Source organism: Rhizobium leguminosarum bv. trifolii WSM2297 (genome assembly GCF_000271845.1).
In genome coordinates, this window is sequence record NZ_JH719395.1 from 1,624,347 (window position 1) to 1,640,519 (window position 16,173).

The 16,173-nt window shown below is 62.7% G+C and carries 15 protein-coding genes and 1 pseudogene; 6 read left to right on the forward strand and 10 right to left on the reverse strand.

The window, feature by feature from the left end; all coding sequences use genetic code 11:
- Positions 1 to 3: 3 nt before the first annotated feature.
- The gene (locus RLEG4DRAFT_RS23300; RefSeq protein WP_051040908.1) at positions 4 to 1,746 is read right to left on the reverse strand and encodes a sensor histidine kinase; all 1,743 of its coding nucleotides are present in this window, start codon (positions 1,744 to 1,746) and stop codon (positions 4 to 6) included.
- An 84-nt stretch (positions 1,747 to 1,830) separates the two neighbouring features.
- Between RLEG4DRAFT_RS23300 and RLEG4DRAFT_RS23305 the strand changes: the two genes are divergently transcribed.
- Complete coding sequence (locus RLEG4DRAFT_RS23305; RefSeq protein WP_003580469.1) at positions 1,831 to 2,367, forward strand: GNAT family N-acetyltransferase; 537 nt, start codon at positions 1,831 to 1,833, stop codon at positions 2,365 to 2,367.
- 192 nt (positions 2,368 to 2,559) lie between these two features.
- Entirely contained in the window at positions 2,560 to 3,432 is an 873-nt protein-coding gene (locus RLEG4DRAFT_RS23310; RefSeq protein WP_003580471.1) for a hypothetical protein, read from the forward strand.
- A gap of 47 nt (positions 3,433 to 3,479) precedes the next feature.
- Here RLEG4DRAFT_RS23310 and RLEG4DRAFT_RS23315 read toward each other — a convergent pair whose 3' ends face one another.
- Together RLEG4DRAFT_RS23315 and RLEG4DRAFT_RS23320 are read right to left on the reverse strand one after the other, a co-directional pair.
- Positions 3,480 to 4,112: a Vgb family protein gene (locus tag RLEG4DRAFT_RS23315; protein ID WP_003580473.1), complete on the reverse strand. Its 633-nt coding sequence runs from the start codon at positions 4,110 to 4,112 to the stop codon at positions 3,480 to 3,482.
- Between the two features lie 41 nt (positions 4,113 to 4,153).
- Positions 4,154 to 5,374, reverse strand: a complete 1,221-nt coding sequence (locus RLEG4DRAFT_RS23320; RefSeq protein ID WP_003580475.1) for a hypothetical protein — start codon at positions 5,372 to 5,374, stop codon at positions 4,154 to 4,156.
- Between the two features lie 117 nt (positions 5,375 to 5,491).
- Here RLEG4DRAFT_RS23320 and RLEG4DRAFT_RS23325 point away from each other — a divergent pair, with 117 nt between their 5' ends.
- Both RLEG4DRAFT_RS23325 and RLEG4DRAFT_RS23330 read left to right on the forward strand, forming a co-directional pair.
- Positions 5,492 to 6,289 (forward strand): DUF899 domain-containing protein, encoded by a 798-nt coding sequence (locus tag RLEG4DRAFT_RS23325; RefSeq protein ID WP_003580478.1) that lies wholly within the window; start codon positions 5,492 to 5,494, stop codon positions 6,287 to 6,289.
- 5 nt (positions 6,290 to 6,294) lie between these two features.
- Positions 6,295 to 6,642: a hypothetical protein gene (locus RLEG4DRAFT_RS23330; RefSeq protein WP_003580479.1), complete on the forward strand. Its 348-nt coding sequence runs from the start codon at positions 6,295 to 6,297 to the stop codon at positions 6,640 to 6,642.
- A 194-nt stretch (positions 6,643 to 6,836) separates the two neighbouring features.
- Here the strand turns inward: RLEG4DRAFT_RS23330 and RLEG4DRAFT_RS23335 are convergent, their stop codons facing one another.
- The 7 genes and pseudogenes from RLEG4DRAFT_RS23335 to RLEG4DRAFT_RS23365 all read right to left on the reverse strand — a co-directional run bounded on the left by RLEG4DRAFT_RS23335 (position 6,837) and on the right by RLEG4DRAFT_RS23365 (position 13,595).
- A complete protein-coding gene (locus tag RLEG4DRAFT_RS23335; RefSeq protein ID WP_003580482.1) occupies positions 6,837 to 7,478 on the reverse strand; it encodes a metallophosphoesterase family protein in 642 nt (213 codons plus the stop codon).
- A 223-nt stretch (positions 7,479 to 7,701) separates the two neighbouring features.
- Positions 7,702 to 8,496, reverse strand: a complete 795-nt coding sequence (locus tag RLEG4DRAFT_RS23340; RefSeq protein ID WP_210161343.1) for an inositol monophosphatase family protein — start codon at positions 8,494 to 8,496, stop codon at positions 7,702 to 7,704.
- 32 nt (positions 8,497 to 8,528) lie between these two features.
- Entirely contained in the window at positions 8,529 to 9,359 is an 831-nt protein-coding gene (locus RLEG4DRAFT_RS23345; protein WP_003580487.1) for a glycerophosphodiester phosphodiesterase family protein, read from the reverse strand.
- Between the two features lie 10 nt (positions 9,360 to 9,369).
- Positions 9,370 to 10,482 (reverse strand): ABC transporter ATP-binding protein, encoded by a 1,113-nt coding sequence (locus tag RLEG4DRAFT_RS23350; RefSeq protein WP_003580489.1) that lies wholly within the window; start codon positions 10,480 to 10,482, stop codon positions 9,370 to 9,372.
- A gap of 2 nt (positions 10,483 to 10,484) precedes the next feature.
- Positions 10,485 to 11,402 carry an ABC transporter permease subunit gene (locus tag RLEG4DRAFT_RS23355; protein WP_003580492.1) on the reverse strand — a complete coding sequence of 306 codons (918 nt, stop codon included), beginning with the start codon at positions 11,400 to 11,402 and terminating at the stop codon, positions 10,485 to 10,487.
- A gap of 3 nt (positions 11,403 to 11,405) precedes the next feature.
- A complete protein-coding gene (locus tag RLEG4DRAFT_RS23360; RefSeq protein ID WP_003580493.1) occupies positions 11,406 to 12,296 on the reverse strand; it encodes a carbohydrate ABC transporter permease in 891 nt (296 codons plus the stop codon).
- Positions 12,297 to 12,358: 62 nt separating this feature from the next.
- Positions 12,359 to 13,595, reverse strand: a pseudogene (locus RLEG4DRAFT_RS23365) (extracellular solute-binding protein).
- 278 nt (positions 13,596 to 13,873) lie between these two features.
- Here RLEG4DRAFT_RS23365 and RLEG4DRAFT_RS23370 point away from each other — a divergent pair.
- Together RLEG4DRAFT_RS23370 and RLEG4DRAFT_RS23375 are read left to right on the forward strand one after the other, a co-directional pair.
- The gene (locus RLEG4DRAFT_RS23370) at positions 13,874 to 15,025 is read left to right on the forward strand and encodes an ROK family transcriptional regulator (RefSeq protein ID WP_003580497.1); all 1,152 of its coding nucleotides are present in this window, start codon (positions 13,874 to 13,876) and stop codon (positions 15,023 to 15,025) included.
- A gap of 285 nt (positions 15,026 to 15,310) precedes the next feature.
- Entirely contained in the window at positions 15,311 to 16,024 is a 714-nt protein-coding gene (locus tag RLEG4DRAFT_RS23375) for a DNA helicase (RefSeq protein ID WP_003580498.1), read from the forward strand.
- Positions 16,025 to 16,173: the final 149 nt, after the last annotated feature.

The following is a 16,173-nucleotide window of genomic DNA, read 5'->3' on the forward strand; positions in this document are numbered from 1 at the left end:
TCCCTAAGCTGCGACGTGTTGATCCGACAATAGGGAGCCTATTGGCAGACGAATGGTAAATGTTGTGCCGTTACCGAGCTCGCTCGTCACCTCGACAGTACCGCCATGCAGTTCGACGACCTGCTTGACGACGTTGAGCCCGATGCCGGTTCCGGCAATGCCCGTCGCGCTGCGGGCGCGATAATAGGGCTGGAACAGCTTCGGCAGATCATCGGCATCCATACCGATGCCGCTGTCGGAGATGGCGATCTCCAGCGTCTTCTCATCGGCCCGGGCGCGAACATGAATGTCAGGCGCGTTGGGCGAATATTTGACGGCGTTCGAAATCAGGTTGGTGAAGACCTGTTCCATCGCGCTGCGGTCGAACGTCAAATTCTCGGGTATCGGCGCGAGATCGAGATGGAACAGATGCGAGCGGCTGAGCTGGCGCTGTCTGTCGCAGCAGCTGAGGAGCAAGGCTTTCAGATCACCTTCACTCCGCTTCAATGTAATCTGTCCGGTTTCGAGCCGACCGCTGGCGAGGATGCTCTCCATCAGATCGACCATGCGCACCACCGCGCTGCGGATCACGCCGGCTTTTTCGTGAACGTAATCGCCGCTGACATTGGTGGTCGAGCGGCAGAGCCGCTGGGCGGCAGCGTCGATGATCGCGAGCGGCGTGCGAAACTCATGCGAGGCCATGGCGACGAACTGGCGCTGCAGCGCATTCACCTGGCGTTCGTGCACCAGCAGCCGGTCCAGTTCCTCCCTCTGCCGTTCGATCTCGGCCGTTCGATCGGCCACCATTTCTTCCAGGTGGTTGCGGTGGTGGGTGAGTTCAGCCTGGCTGTCCAGCAGGGTCAGCGAGGTGCGATGCAGACCTCGTCCGAGCCAGAAGACGACAGCGATCAGCAGCGCCAGGCAGCCAAGCCCAGCCGGCGCGATCTGTTGAAGCAGCATGAATCCGGGCAGGATCGGCGGCCAGACGAGATAGCCGATCGTGCCGCCGTCATAGGACGAAATTGGCACTTGGGCCCGCTCGTCTTTACTTTTCAGCGCGAAATGCAGCCCCTCGAGGCGCGCATAATGGGAAATGCTTTCGGCGGCTTTTCCATCGATGAACTTGACCGAGACGGCGATGAACTCCTCGCCCGCCTCGATCTGCATTCTGGCCGAGCTCGGCAGAATGGGCCGCGCACTTGCGATCGCCGGCCGATTGCCGATCATGATGGTGCGAACCGTCGCCAGTTGACCAAGCGGTTTAATGCCGGGATTTGCAGCCTGCTCGACAAGAACTGCGCGCATCGCTCCGGCGAGCGCGGTCATTTCCTGGCCGTCGTCGCTGCCAAGCCGCGGCGGCATGGCGTCCGCGCCGTCGCGGAACGCAAACATCAGGCGATTGGTATCGTCAAAGATATAGGTCCTGTCGTGCCCGAAATACCGGCTCGTCCACAGGCCGACATTGTCGAGCAGCCATTCATGGTTCCGCTGCTTGGCATAAAGGAAGGCGTCGTCCCATTTGGCAATGCTTTCCTGCTCCCGAGGAAGCGCCGCGATCTGCTCTTCCAATCCTTGGCCGACAAAGTCGGCCTGCCGGCGCAGCGAGAGATCGTCGACCTTTATGGCGGCGAGCCACGCAAATCCGCACAGCAACACAGCCGCCGCACAGGTGAGCGTCACCAGGACGAAGGTAATGTGGGATGTTAGCCTGACCTTCAATATCTGCAACCTTTTGATGGCACCCGCCGCCGAGAAATTGACACGCAAAGGTTGACGGACCGTGAATTATACGCTCCCCTGAGATCCGCGGCATGTCTCCGAAGGCAGTCGCGATCGTTGAAGGAGAAGCGCATGGACATCGTAGCGTCGTCAGATACGGCAGGCATCAGGATCGCACCGATCGCTGCCGCGCACATCGACAGCTTTCATCGCGCGCTCGACGTCGTCGCGCGGGAGAAAAAATACCTGTCCATGCTGGAAGCAACGCCGCTGCCGGAGACGCGCGCGTTCGTGATGGGCATGATTGCAAAAGGCAATCCGCAATTCGTTGCTATCGCCCAAGACGAGGTTGTCGGCTGGTGCGACATCAGCCGCCATTTCTTTCCGTCGCACGCCCATCGCGGAAAGCTTGGAATGGGGATCCTTCCCGCCTATCGGGGCAAGGGCCTGGGAAGAGCACTGATCGAAACGACATTGAAAGCGGCGCGAGAGGCCGGCTTCATGCGGGTTGAGCTCGATGTCTACGAAGACAACAACCGCGCGATCGCTCTCTACGAAAAAGTGGGATTTGCCAGCGAGGGAATAGTTCGGTGTGCAGCGCGTATCGACGGTCGGTATATCGATGCGGTCAGCATGGCGCTTTTGTTCGATGATAGTGGGTCGGCGTAGATCAGCGTAACGTCGGCACGCTATTTATGCCCGTCGGGGCATTGGCTCCTATTGGCGCTCCCCGCCTCATCCGGCTCCGACACGAAATCAACATCTTAACCGAGAATATCGCAACGAACGGAACAAATTCTTCCGTCCTGCGATTAGTCCGAGGCGAAAGCATCGCCGTGCATAGTCAGCGAGGAGGCAGCCATGCACATCACCCGCCGACAGTTTGCAGCCGTTGCGGTTGTGCCTTTCCTGCCGGAAATGGCGTTTGCCGCAGACGAGGAGAATGCCGTCTTCTGGCGCGTCAAATCCCCCGGAAACGATCACGTGCTCTTCGGCTACGTGCGCATCCGCGCCGACACTTTTCCAGACATCGTCGCCGAAGGAAAAACCCTGGTCGATCAGTCCAAGACAATTCTCATCGACATCAATCCGAACCTCACCTTGTCGACCGCCAAGTTCAAGAACAGCGATCTCAAGCCTGTCCTGCCGGGCCTGACGCAGCCCTATCAGGAGGAGTTCAAGACCGTCCTCGGCGCATCGCCGGCGAAGGGTTCGCTCGACAAGATCTCCGGTTTCGAGGTGAGCCTGCTGCTCCTTGGCGAAGGACAGCATGCCTTCGGGCCGGGCGCGCCGAGCATCGGCCTGGCGCTTGCAAAATACGGCGCATCGATCGGGCGCGATGTGAAGTCGCTCACATCAGACGCCGAAGTGCAGGCCGCACAAAGGCCGATGACCCTGGAGACCATCAATTCCGTTGGCCCTGCCCCGATCAGCTATCTCCTCGACCTGCGCCGCCGGATCGGACCGATCGGCGGCTATTTCGACGAACTCTACAAAGGGCGGAAAAGCCGCGAGATCGCCAGCCTCGGAGAGGAAATCACCGCCAAGGGCGTCGTCACGCCCACCGATCTGATGGACACGGACAAACTGCGAACGCTTCTGATCGAGCGGATCGCCAAGCTGCCGGCAGGCACGAATGCCTTCATTATCCTGCCGATCGGTCTGCTGAACGGTCCCTACAGTATCCTCGGCGACCTCCGATCCCGCGGCGCCGAAGTGACGGCGATCGGTTAGCTGCCGCTTTGCCGAGTGGCGTATGTTCACACCGGCGGCGCACCACCTCACCCCGGCCGCCGCACCGCGCGGATCTTGCCGCTGCCTCCGCCGCCGCAGAAGAAGCAATCGCCGCCGTCGGATTCGAGGCCGGAGACGCCGGTGCCTTCGGGCATGTCGAGCCGCTCCAGCACTTCCCCCGTTTCAGGGTCGATGCGCCTGACGTCGCTGTCGTCGCCCTCCCATGTGCCATGCCAGAGCTGGCCGTCGACCCAGGTGACGCCTGTCACGACGCGGTTGGATTCGATGGTGCGCAGGATCTTGCCGGTCTCCGGGTCGATCTGATGGATCCTGCGGCCGCGGTGCTGGCCGACCCAGAGCGTGCCTTCGGCCCAGGCAAGGCCGGAATCGCCGCCATTGCCGGGCGCCGGGATGGTGGCAAGGATGCGGCCGGTCTTCGGGTCGACCTTGTGAATGACGTCCTCGGCAATCTGATAGAGAAACTCACCGTCGAAGGCGGTTCCGGCATGAGACGCGACCTCAATGGAGTGCACCACCTCGCCGCTTTCGGGATCAAGCGCGCTCAGGCGGTCACCCGAGGCAAACCAGACGTGCTCGCCATCGAAGGTGACGCCGTTGACGCGCTCGGCGCCGGGAAAAGGTCCATATTCACGCAGGATATTCGCAGCTGATTTTTTCATCTCTTCTTTCCCTGTCATTCCACCCTGTAACTTGCGCCATCCTAGTCGCTCGGCAGCGGTCCGGGGAGTAACAAGATGGTCGGGAAACCCGATAATGGCGGGCTCATCCAGCGCCGCACTCGCCCGCGCCCCAGCGATTGCACCTTGCCTTCGCCGGCAAGCGAATCCAACGCCCGCTGCACGGTGCGGGAGCTGGCTCCGAGCGCGATCGCCAGCGCCGAACTCGACCACGCCTCTCCGTCGGCAAGAAATGCCAGCACCGCCCCGTAAGGCCCTTCGACCAGTGGCGCCATCACGGAAATCTCACCGGCGCCGCAGGGCGAAAGCGAGAAACCGCGCTTCGTTGCCGAAACCTCCGCCAGTCCCCGCAGTTCAGCGCGCAGCCGGCCGATCTCGACCCGCAGCCGCGCACGATGCGATTCATCGGCATGCTTGCCGCGAAAGGCGCGCGTTATCAGCGTGCCCCTTGCCACATCCCCCGGCCAGGCTTCGGCGAGCGTGCGGGCAAGGGCAAACAGCACCGGACGCGTCGCCAGCGAGACGGCGGCGCCCGCGTTCCACACCACGTGGCGGCAGGCATCGACGACAAGTGTGCCGGAGGAAAGCAGCGCCTCCACCTCGGCGAGCAGCAGCGGGTGTTCCTCTCCGTGTGACATCAGCCGTGCCGCCGGGGTGTCAAGCACCAGCGCGGCGGTTTCGACCTCCGCCGTCAAAGCGGGGATAGCGGCCGCGCGCGCCGCCAGCCTTGCCCGATCGAGGGCGGTGCGCGCTGCCTGCGTCTGTAAGCGCCGAACGGCGATGCCGACGCCCACCAGCTCGTGGGCAGCCCGCAGCGCCGGCGGCAGCGGTGTTGGATCGAGGGCTGCGAGCGCGCGCTCGGCCTCGTCGAGGCGGCCGATCAGCACCAGCCTGCGAATGGCGACATTGCCCGCATGGGCGGCATTGATCCTGTCGCCATGCGCTTCCAGCACCCTGCGCGCCGCTTCCAACGCCTTCGGCGGCCAGATGAGGTCGCGCGAGACGAGTGCGATCTCGGCCTCGGCGACCACGCAACGCGCCCGCGCCACCGCCTCCCGCGGGCCGAAGGCGCGCGCCGCACTCTTCAACAGCGCCTTGGCGCGCACGAGGTCGCCAAGCTGCGCCATCGCAATGCCGCGCAGCGCCAGCGCCGGCGCGTCGTCACGCAACGCCACCCGCTTCAGCGCGCCAAGCGCATCACCCGATGCCAGCGCCCGTGCCGCGGCTGTGATCAGCGAGTCCATTCAAATCCCGTCACACTTGTCACTCCCGCCATTTCGCTGCCCGGCCGTAATCTGCTTGGGACCGGCAGGCAATCCGCGCCGGATGCTACGACGATAAACAGGCAAAGGAGAAGACCCATGACGGCACAGCTCAACGCAACACGCCAGCAGTGGCTGGCAGCAAGGCTCGATTTGCTCGAGGAGGAGAAGGAATTGACGCGGCGGAGCGACGCGCTGGCGGTCAAGCGCCAGCAATTGCCGCGTGTTGGGATTGACAAGGAATACCGCTTCGACACCGACGGCGGCAACGTCTCGCTGAAGGATCTCTTCGGCGGCCGTTCACAGCTTCTCGTCTATCATTTCATGTTCGGGCCGGATTACAGCGCCGGATGCCCGTCCTGCTCGTCAATTGCCGACGGTTTCAATGGCGTCTTCGTCCATCTCGAAAACCACGACGTCGCCTTTTGGGCGGTGTCGCGCGCGCCCCTCGCCAAGCTTCAGGCGTTCAAGCGGCGGATGGACTGGAGCTTCCCCTGGGCCTCGTCCTTCGGCAGCGATTTCAATGGCGATTTCAGTGTCTGGTTCAGCGCCGAAGAGCAACGTCAGGGCGATATAGAATACAACTATCGCCGCGAGCCGCCCGCCCCCGAACCGCTCGCCGGCCAAATCGTGCAGCAATGGCAGCAGCCTGAGGGAGAAGGCCCGGTCGCCCAAATCGCCGCCATGACCGGCACCGATGTCATGACCTACACCCGCGACCGGCCGGGCGTCAGCGCCTTCGAGCTGATCGACGGCGCCGTCTATCACAGCTATTCCAGTTATGCCCGCGGGCTGGACGGGCTCTGGGGCATGTATCAATGGCTCGACCGGGCACCCAAGGGCCGCAACGAAACCGGCATCTGGTGGCGCCATCACGACCGTTACGGCAAGGAGTGAGGCCGATGTTCGCTTCCGCTCACACCCCGAAGAAAGGCGACGGCAACGCCGCTATCAACGCCGCCGAATGGCTGTCGCTGGCCGCCGCCGCCGACGGATCAGTTGGTAAGGCGGGCGCGAGTATGGCTAGCCCAGCCGGCAGGATCGCCGCCCTCTCCGACCGGCTGTCGCTCGCCGCCGCCCCGACATTCGCGCTCATGGCGCTGCTGACCGCTGCGTCCGGCGGAGCCGACATGATCTGCACGATGACGCCGGATACCTTCCAGATCGGAGGAATGGTGCCGATGTATCTGCTGATGAGCGGCTTCCACCTGGCCCCCTGGTTGCGGCTCGCCGCCGGCTGGCGGGCCTGAGCCGTCGGTAATGGTGCCAAGCGCCGCCACATCTCTCCTCCGTCATTCCTGTGCTCGTCACAGGAATGACGGAGATTGGGATGGCGTTCTCGCCAAACTTTCTGCTGAAGAGTCATGACGGGGCGATAGGCTTTCCCGCTGAACATCGCCGCTCAGCCGTCTCCGGCATTATCTCCCTGCCGACGGACCCAAGTTCATGCCCTCACCTCGATAAACCCGATCGGACCGCCGGCAATATCGTCATCGAACACTGCGCACGAGAGCTTGCCGCCAAACACGCAGGCGCTGTCGATGTTGGTGCGGTTTCCTGTCGTCACCGGGTTGGACAGTGACGGTGTATGGCCGTGAACGAGGTGTTTGCCCCAATAGTCGCCAGACTCACCGGGAGGGAACCGGATCCAGAGAAGATCGTCCTCACACTGCTTCTCCAACGGCACTGCCGGATCGACGCCGGCATGGACGAAGATGCGATGCTGATCGACATACAGCAGCGGGCGATTGGCCGCCCATTGCAGGTGCTCGGGCGGAACCCTACCGCCATAGGATATTTCGGTTTCCAGCCCGCCATTGCCGAGCCATTGGGCTCTGTTGTCGCTGTCGGCATAGGCAGCGACCATCATGTCCTCATGATTGCCTTTGAGGCAGATCCACGACCACTGGCCCGATGGACCGGCAATGATCCGGTCCAGGACACTTTTGCTGTCAGGCCCGCGATCGATATAGTCGCCGACGAAAACCACTGTCCCCTCGGGGGCATAAGTCTCGATGCGATCGATCATGCTGTCGAGCGGATCGATACAGCCGTGAATATCGCCTATGGCAAACGTGTAGCGCATGTTCCAACCCTTTCGACGGCAATGCGATGGCCGGCGGCGAATAACCAAAAGGCGCGCAGGGCGTGGCACCGGAGCGCAGGCCCCCTCGCCGTCGGCCGCATCATAACAAACGCAAAACGCGCCGCATCGCGAAAACCGACTCCGTCTCCGGCATTTACCGCGATTGCTTCTCCTTCCGCTTCAACTGCATCCGGCCGAGCACCGCGCCGAAGCGCGACCGATACTATCCCTCCGCAAACACTTGCCGGATCGCTTCCCAGCTTGCCGCATCCGGCGCCAGCAACAACCGGCCCCTGGTCATCGTCGGGTGATAAGCTTCGCCAGTGAGCAGTGCGCCATAACCGCCGGCTTCGCGGTGGATCAGCACGCCGGCGGCGTGGTCCCAGGGTTTGAGCTCGGCGTTCAGGGCAAAGCTCATCGCCCCAGATGCCACCGCCCGGTATTCATAGGCCGAGCAGCGCCATGTGGTGGTGCGGGCAAAGTGCAGCAGGCGCTGCGCATGGACCGGCTGCTCCTCAATCGGGAACATGTGCAGGGGTACGAGGCCGTGCATCTCCTCCACAGGTGCGGGTGCGGCGACGCTGAGCCTTGTCTCCGTGCCATCGCGGGCGATGTGCCATGCGCCCGCGCCCTTCCGCGCGGCGAGAAAATCACCGGTGACGGGGTAGTGGATCAGCCCGGCGACAATTTCTCCGCCTGAAACGATCGCCACAATCATGCCGAACAGCGGCAGGCCGTGGGCGAAATTCCAGGTGCCGTCGACCGGATCGATGATGACGGCGAGATCGGCTTGCCCAAGCCGTGGCAGAATGGCGGGATCGGCCGAGACCGCTTCTTCGCCCACGATCAACGCCTCGGGGAAACGCGCCGAAAGCGCCTCGGTCAGCCGCCGCTCGGCGCCGAGATCGGCATCGGTCACCAGATCGTCAGGCGCGGTCTTGGTGCGGATGCCCTCGGCGGTGACGCCGAGGAAGCGGGGCAGGATCTCTGCCTCCGCCGCCCCGCGCATATCCTGCATCACTGCGGAAAATAGCTCGTCCGGGATCTGCCTCACTTCTGGCGCGCCTCGATATAGGTCTTGAGCGCCGCCGGCTGGTCGGTCTGGATGACACTGATGCCAGCTGCCATCATCCTGCCCCAGATCGCATCAGGATCGGCAAGCGCAGCACTATCGGTGAGGCCGCAGCAGGAGACCGGATCGAGCGTATTGACCCAGAGCGAGATGCCGGCGCTACGCAGGCGCTCGTGCTGGCCGGCGAGGGTTTCCAGCTGATCGAACTTGGCTTCGCACATGAAGGGGCGCGCCGAAAGAACCGCTTCGGCAGTCTGATCGGCGCTGCCGTTCCGGAAGAACGCCTGGCCCATGAACGGAACCCCATCGATCCCATTCTGCCTTGCAAGCCAGGCCAGCGCCTCCGGCGTGCCGGCGGGGGCCTTGAGGTCGACCTGATCGGCCATGCCCATCTCCCTGACCTTGGCGGCGACGATATCCATCATTTCGAGATGCTTGAGGTCGAGGTCGACGAAGATGCGGCCGCGCACGGTTTCGAGCACCTGTTCCAGCGTCGGAATGGTGTGCGTCGTGAACGGCTGGTCCGGCCCGCCATCGGCCATGCGCAGCGGCAGGCTGGTGATCTCGGCGATCGTCATCTCCTCGGGAATGCGATCGACGCCGGCCATGCGCTCGAGCGTATCGTCATGCAGGATGAACAGCACGCCGTCGGCGCTCTGGCGGATATCGATCTCGACGATGTCATAACCGCCGGCAATGGCGTTTTCGATCGCGGCAAGGCTGTTCTCGGGAGCATGATGCCAGGCGCCGCGATGGGCAACGATGGCGCAGGGACGCGACGGGTCGGCAATGTGGTCGATATATTTCATGGTATTTCCTTTAGTTTGCGCCGAGTGCGCCTGGTATGGCCCCGCCGCTCGCCGCATCGAAGAGATGCAGGCGGGAGGCCGGGAAATGGAGAGTGAGCTGGCTATGGTCTGATATTTCGACGCCGAAGGGTGTGGCGATCCGGACGAGTGATTCGCCGAGTTCGGCCGCCAGGATCGCGTGCGAGCCGAGATCCTCGCGAAAACGCAGGGCCGCGTTAAGCGCAGGCGGCTGCCCCACCCCCTGGCCGCCGATGAGGATATCCTCGGGCCGGATGCCGAGCTGATAGGCGCCTGTGAGCGGCGCTTCCGCCACCACCTGCCCGTCGGCGAGCCTGAGCATGGCGCCGTCGCCGCTGACGGGCAGGATGTTCATCGGCGGCGCGCCGATGAATTTTGCGACGAACACCGAGGCCGGGTGATGATAGATCGCCTTCGGCGTATCGAACTGCTCGATCCGCCCCTTGTTGAGAATGAGGATGCGGTCGGCAAGCGTCATCGCCTCCACCTGGTCGTGGGTGACGAAGACGGTGGTGGCGCCGATACGGCGGTGCAGTTCGGCGAGCTCGACGCGCATGTCATGGCGCAGCTGCGCATCGAGATTGGAAAGCGGCTCGTCGAACAGCAGCACGCCCGGTTCGCGCACGATGGCGCGGCCGATCGCGACGCGCTGGCGCTGGCCGCCGGACAATTGCCCCGGCTTGCGGCTGAGATAATCGGCAAGCCCGAGCATCTTTGCCACCGCGCCGACCCGCTCGGCCCTCTCGGCCTTCGCCATGCCTGATACTTTGAGGCTGTAGGCGATGTTGTCGAAGACGCTCATATGCGGATAGAGCGCATAATTCTGGAACACCATGGCGCAGCCGCGATGTTTCGGCTCCAGATCCTGCACCTCGCGGCCGCCGATCAGTATCCTGCCGCCGCTCACCCGTTCGAGACCGGCGATCATCTGCAGCAGCGTGGACTTGCCGCAGCCGGACGGGCCGAGCACGACGGTGAATTCGCCAGCTCTCAGTTCCACATCCATTGCAGGAATGACCGTGGCTTCGGCGTCATAGGCCTTGGTGACGCCTGAGAGCGTGATGTCGGCGGCAGCGGCGCGGATGGCCATGTCGATGGCGTTCATGGTCATTTCTCCGTGAGAACGAGGCCCTGGACGAGGTAGCGCTGCAAAAGCGCGATCATCACGAGCGGAATGATTGAAACAACGACGGTGGCGGCCATGATCATCGGGAAATCGGGGATCTGCCCGTCAGCGTCGGGAATGAGCCGCGCCAGGCCGACGACGGCGGTCTGCATGTCGGGTGTCGAGGCGGCGACCAGCGGCCAGAGATATTGCGTCCAACCGCTGAGGAAGGTCAGCACAAAGAGTGCTGCGAAGCTGGTGCGCGACAAGGGCAGCAGGATATCGAACAGGAAGCGGATCGGCCCTGCCCCATCCATGCGCGCCGCCTTGAACAAATCCTTCGGCAGAGTGAGGAAGAACTGGCGGAACAGGAAGGTGCCGGTGCCGTGCGCCAAAAGCGGCGCGACGAGGCCGAAATGCGTGTTCAGCACGCTCCATTCGAGCTTCACCGGCGCGCCGAAGGTCTGGGCGATCAGCCCGTTCAGGCCGGCGACATCGAGCAGCGCGTTGATGGGCGAAAACACGTTGGCGGCCACCTGGTAGGTGGTGATGACGCGGATATCGAGCGGCAGCATGATGGTCGCGAGGATCAGCGCAAAGGCCGCCCCCGCCCAGCGGATACGGAAATAGACGATGGCATAGGCCGAGAGAAACGACAGGATGCAGGTAAAGATCGCGATGCTGAAGGCGGTCAGCATGCTGTTGAGCATCTGGACCGGGATATGCGTTTCGGCAAACACCCGCGCCATGTTGGAAAACAGCCGGTCGCCGGGATACCAGGCCAGCCCGTTGCGCAGCATGAATTCGTAGGATTGCGAGGCGGTCGACAGCGTCAGGTAGAGCGGCCCGATGATGTAGACGATGCCGACGATCAGGATGAGGCTGGCGGCGATGTTGAGAGAACGTGCGTTTTCGATCATGGTTCACCTGTCGTAATTGACGCGCCGGCCGAGCAGGAAAAACTGGGCGGCGGTGAGGATGATGACGAAGACCATCAGGATCGCCGTCTGCGTCGAGGCGCCGGACAGGTCGTAGCCGGTGAAGCCGTCGGAATAGATCTTGTAGACCAGCAGCGTCGTCGAGCCGCCCGGGCCGCCTTTGGTGATCGTATCGATCAGCGCGAAGGCCGAGGTGACGCTTTCGGTGAACTCCAGCACCAGCGTCAGGAAGAGCTGCGGCGCAATCAGCGGCAACTGTACGTCGAAGATCCGCCGCCACGGCCCTGCCCCATCCATCGCCGCTGCCTGGTGCATGGTGCGCGGGATCGACTGCAGGCCGGCGAGCAGGATGACGAAATTGAATGGGATGCCGCCCCAGACATGCGCCGATATCAGCGTGATGAAGGCATCCGTGCCATTGATGCCGGGCGCCCATATGCCGGGAAAGGCGGCGTTGAGCGGCGCCAGGATGCCGACGAAGGGATTGAAGATGAAGGTGAAGACGACGCCGATCGAGGCGCCGGCCACGGCCTTCGGCCAGACCAGAACGTTGCGCGCCGGCAGCGACATGCGGATCTTCCGGTCGGCCGCGACCGCCAGGATCAGCGGGATCAGCACCGACAGAGAGGAGGCGGTGACCATGAAGATGATGGTGCGCCTGCCGGCCTCCCAGAATTCGGGATCGGACAGCACGCGGGCGAAATTCTGCCAGCCGACGAACATCGATCCGCCGCCGAACGGGCGCTCGAGGAAGAACGACCAGTAGAAGGCCTGAAAGACAGGCACATAGAAGAACAGCACGATCAGCAGCATGAGCGGCGCCACCAGGAGAAGCGGCAGCCAGCGATGGCTGAAAAGCGAAGATTCCGAGGTCATGGAGAAGCCCTGCATTGGAAGGCCGCACGGAACGGGGGGAGCGCTCCGTGCGGGAGTTCGGATCAGAGCAGCTTCACGCCCTTATAGGTCTGCTCGAAGCGGCGCAGCAGTTCGTCGCCGCGCTTCTTGGCGTTATCGAGCGCTGCCTGCATGGTCTCGTCGCCGGCAAAGGCCTTCTGGGTCTCTTCCATGAAGACCTGACGAAACTGTACGTAGAAGCCGAGGCGGATGCCGCGAGTATCCGGCGTGCGCGGTTGGTTCATCGATTGGATGCCAACGGCGGCCGTCGCATATTTCGGAGAATTCGCCTCGCCGCTTTTTGCGATCGCATCCATCACGTCGTTGGTGACGGGCACGTAGCCGGTGGCTGATGTGAAGGCCATCTGCTGTTCGGGACGGCGCACGAAATCGAGGAAGGCCTTGGCGCCTTCGACTTCGGTCTTGTCATGGCCCTTCATGATGTAGATCGAGGCGCCGCCGACGAAGGTGTTGTGGCGCTCATAACCCTCATACATCGGCGCCAGGGCGACGGTGAGTTCATATTTGCCGTCGAAAGCCTTGGCGGAAGCGGTGTAGGAGCCCGACGAATTCTCCATCATGGCGCATTCGCCGGCGTTGAAGGCGGCGGTGAAATTGCCAGCCTTGGTGTCGGTCCCGAGCTTGACGAGACCTTCCTTGCGCCAGTCGACCAGGTTCTGCAGATGCTTGGCGGCAAAGGTGGTGTTGAAGACATATTCGGCATCGAGGCCGTCAAAGCCGTTATGTTTGGAGGCGATCGGCAGGCCGTGGCGGGCGGAGAACTGCTCCAGCACGCGCCAGGTGTCGCCATCGGTGGCGAACGGGCAGGCATGGCCCGAAGCCAAGCTTGCGGGCAGCCTCGATGATCTCTTCCCAGGTCGTCGGCGTCTTGGTGATGCCGGCTTTCTCGAGTTCGGTCTTGTTGGTGTAGAAGAGCAGCGTAGAGGCATTGTAAGGCTGCGCGAAAAGCTCGCCGGCGGAGGTTTCGTAATAGGCGCGCGCGCCGCTGATATAATTGTCCCACTTCACATCGGGCAGCACGTCCTGGACCGGGAGGACGGCGTCCGACAGCATCAGGTCGAGCGTGCCGGCGTCGAAGAACTGGATGAGCACGGGATGGTTGTTGGCGCGGAAAGCGGCGATCGCCTTCTGCATCGACACTTCGTAGCTGCCCTGGCCGACGCAGGTGATGTGATGCTCGGATTGCGCGGCATTGAACGCCTTGCACTGGTCCTGGATCGCCGTCTCAACGACACCCGTATTGCCATACCAGAATTCGATATTGGCGGCCTGCGCAGAACACGCCCCCGCCATCAGCGCGGCCGCAGCCGCCACAATGGTAATCTTCATCTTGCCCTCGCCTGTTTTGATCGGCCGGGTTCGAGCCCGTCGCCGTGACGGCCGGATTACTACACATTACGTGTAACAATTTAGTGACGGCGCGACCACTCTTGCGGCGAAGCAACGGCGCTGCTATGGGCTGCATGAGGGAAACGCCGGCGGCAGCGACGGAAATTATTACACGCCTATAGTAATTTACTGACGAAAGAGGTGCTGAAATGGCCTATTTCCCCGAGCCCCTGATCGGCCGGAATTTCCTGCGCGAAGGCGGCGGCACCGTTTCTTCCAACGAACGCGACCTCCTCAAGTTGATCTGGCGCAATCCCGGCCTTTCCCGCTCCGAAGTCACCGCCCACACCGACCTCACCCAGCAATCCGTCTATAGGATCATCGACCAGCTGGAGGAACGCGGCATCGTTTCCTTCGGCTCGCCCAAACCCGGCGCCGGCCGCGGCCAGCCGAGCCCGACGCTGCGGCTCAACGGCCGTCACGCCTATTCCTGCGGCATCTCGGTCAATACCGATGTGATCGGCATCTGCCTGATGGATATTTCAGGCAATGTTCTGGCCGAAAGCAGTGTCGTCCTGCGGGAGCGCACGATGGCCGAGGCGCTCGCTCTCGTGCGCGAGCAGCTGAGCGAACATCAGAAGGCGAACGATCTTTCGGAAGAGACCTTCTTCGGCATCGGCTTTGCCATTGCCGGCTTTCACGTCAGCGGCACGCGTTACAACGCGCCGCTGCCACTGCACGAGTGGTCGCTGATCGAGCTCGGGCCGCTCTTGACGGAATTCTTCGGCAAGCCGGTCTGGGTGCAGAATGGCGCCAAAACCGGAACGGTCGCCGAATCCATGTTCGGCGCCGGCCGCTATATCAAGCACTTCGCTTATCTGAGCTTCAATTACGGCTTCGGCGGCGGCCTCGTCAGTAACGGCGAATTGCTGCACAACGGCATCGGCAATGCCGGCGAATTCTCCGGCATATATGACCCGGAGGAAAGCAAACGCCGGCCTGCCTTGCAGTATCTGATCGAAAGGCTCACCCAAAACGGCGTCGATGTTCCCTCGATCAGCTATATGCGCAAGCATTTCGATCCAAAATGGCCAGGTGTCGCGGAATGGGTCGATGAGGTGACGCCGGCCTATAGCCGCCTCATCAATGCGATCTGGGCGATTTTCGATCCGCAGGCGATCGTCTTCGGCGGCCAAGTTCCCTACCTTCTGGCGCAGATGCTGATCGACCGCACCGAGATCTACGACCGCCCGCGCTACGGCGTGCCCCGCCCCCGCCCGAAGCTGATCATCACGGAAATTTCAAGCGACGCCTCGGCCATGGGGGCGGCCATCGCCCCGTTCAAATCGGCCTATTATTGACCTCCGGGGTTTATTGGCGCGAGCAGAAACCGACTCCCGCTCAAACGCTTGCGGCGATTGCCTCTGCTTTCGCTTGAGAAGCTCGTACATTTTTCGCCCGGAGACGACGCTGCTGATTTTCGCCGGACCGATCCTCCGCTATGATCTGATTCCGGCGCTGCCCACGCCTCCTCCCTCCGCTCGGGAAAGCAGATATCATGCGGGGCTACCTCACATCGAACCGACTGTTCGAGCACCTGGCATAAGGAGGGATTGCGAAAGCCGCTCGCAATAGGAGGTTTATGAATGAAGATGTCCGCGCCTATCTATCACCTCAAGCGCAAGGCCAAGACGCTGTCGCGCACCGAGAAAATACCGCTCAACCAGGCACTCGACCGCATCGCCCGTGACGAGGGCTACGGCAGCTGGAGCCTGCTGGCAGCAAAAGCATCGGCGGAGCCACCCGCCGGCAAGCTCTTTGCGCGGTTGCTACCGGGCGATCTCCTGCTCGTCGGCGCCCGGCCCGGCCACGGCAAAACCCTGATGGGCCTCGAACTCGCGGTAGAGGCGATGAAATCGGGCAGTCCCGGCGTGTTCTTCTCACTGGAATATACCGAAAAGGACGTGCATGACCGCTTCCGCGCCATCGGCGTGGAACAGACTCAGTTCGACCACCTGTTCGAATTCGACGGCTCCGACGCCATCAGCGCCAGCTACATCACCGGAAGACTGGCCTCTGCCCCGCGCGGCACCCTCGTGGTCATCGACTACCTCCAACTGCTCGACCAGAAGCGGGAAAATCCCGAACTCTCCGCCCAGATCCGCACTCTGAAAGCCTTCGCCCATGACCGCGGTTTGATCATGGTCTTCATCTCTCAGATCGACCGATCGTTCGAGCAGTCGCAGAAGCTCCTGCCTGACATCGCCGACATCAGGTTGCCGAACCCGCTGGATCTGACGCTGTTCGACAAGACGTGTTTCCTGAACGACGGCAAGGTGGCGTTCGGCGCTGTGGGATAGGGCTCAGAGTAGAATCCGGCCGCGGGCCTTGCGTAAGGCCCGCGATTGCAATGCGTGATGCTGCCTCAGGGATGAAGCTCACCGCGACGTCCTCCGGCGAGGCAAGCCGCAACCTCCCTCCGCCCTCATCCTTGCCCCGCAGGGGCCTC

Coding starts and splice junctions, on each gene's coding strand:
- RLEG4DRAFT_RS23360 (WP_003580493.1), bottom strand. CDS start 12,296: ATGACCTCGGAATCTTCGCTTTTCAGCCATCGCTGGCTGCCGCTTCTC.
- RLEG4DRAFT_RS23320 (WP_003580475.1), bottom strand. CDS start 5,374: ATGGACTCGCTGATCACAGCCGCGGCACGGGCGCTGGCATCGGGTGAT.
- RLEG4DRAFT_RS23345 (WP_003580487.1), bottom strand. CDS start 9,359: ATGAAATATATCGACCACATTGCCGACCCGTCGCGTCCCTGCGCCATC.
- RLEG4DRAFT_RS23340 (WP_210161343.1), bottom strand. CDS start 8,496: ATGCAGGATATGCGCGGGGCGGCGGAGGCAGAGATCCTGCCCCGCTTC.
- RLEG4DRAFT_RS23350 (WP_003580489.1), bottom strand. CDS start 10,482: ATGAACGCCATCGACATGGCCATCCGCGCCGCTGCCGCCGACATCACG.
- RLEG4DRAFT_RS23335 (WP_003580482.1), bottom strand. CDS start 7,478: ATGCGCTACACGTTTGCCATAGGCGATATTCACGGCTGTATCGATCCG.
- RLEG4DRAFT_RS23310 (WP_003580471.1), top strand. CDS start 2,560: ATGCACATCACCCGCCGACAGTTTGCAGCCGTTGCGGTTGTGCCTTTC.
- RLEG4DRAFT_RS23375 (WP_003580498.1), top strand. CDS start 15,311: ATGAAGATGTCCGCGCCTATCTATCACCTCAAGCGCAAGGCCAAGACG.
- RLEG4DRAFT_RS23355 (WP_003580492.1), bottom strand. CDS start 11,402: ATGATCGAAAACGCACGTTCTCTCAACATCGCCGCCAGCCTCATCCTG.
- RLEG4DRAFT_RS23325 (WP_003580478.1), top strand. CDS start 5,492: ATGACGGCACAGCTCAACGCAACACGCCAGCAGTGGCTGGCAGCAAGG.
- RLEG4DRAFT_RS23370 (WP_003580497.1), top strand. CDS start 13,874: ATGGCCTATTTCCCCGAGCCCCTGATCGGCCGGAATTTCCTGCGCGAA.
- RLEG4DRAFT_RS23315 (WP_003580473.1), bottom strand. CDS start 4,112: ATGAAAAAATCAGCTGCGAATATCCTGCGTGAATATGGACCTTTTCCC.
- RLEG4DRAFT_RS23330 (WP_003580479.1), top strand. CDS start 6,295: ATGTTCGCTTCCGCTCACACCCCGAAGAAAGGCGACGGCAACGCCGCT.
- RLEG4DRAFT_RS23305 (WP_003580469.1), top strand. CDS start 1,831: ATGGACATCGTAGCGTCGTCAGATACGGCAGGCATCAGGATCGCACCG.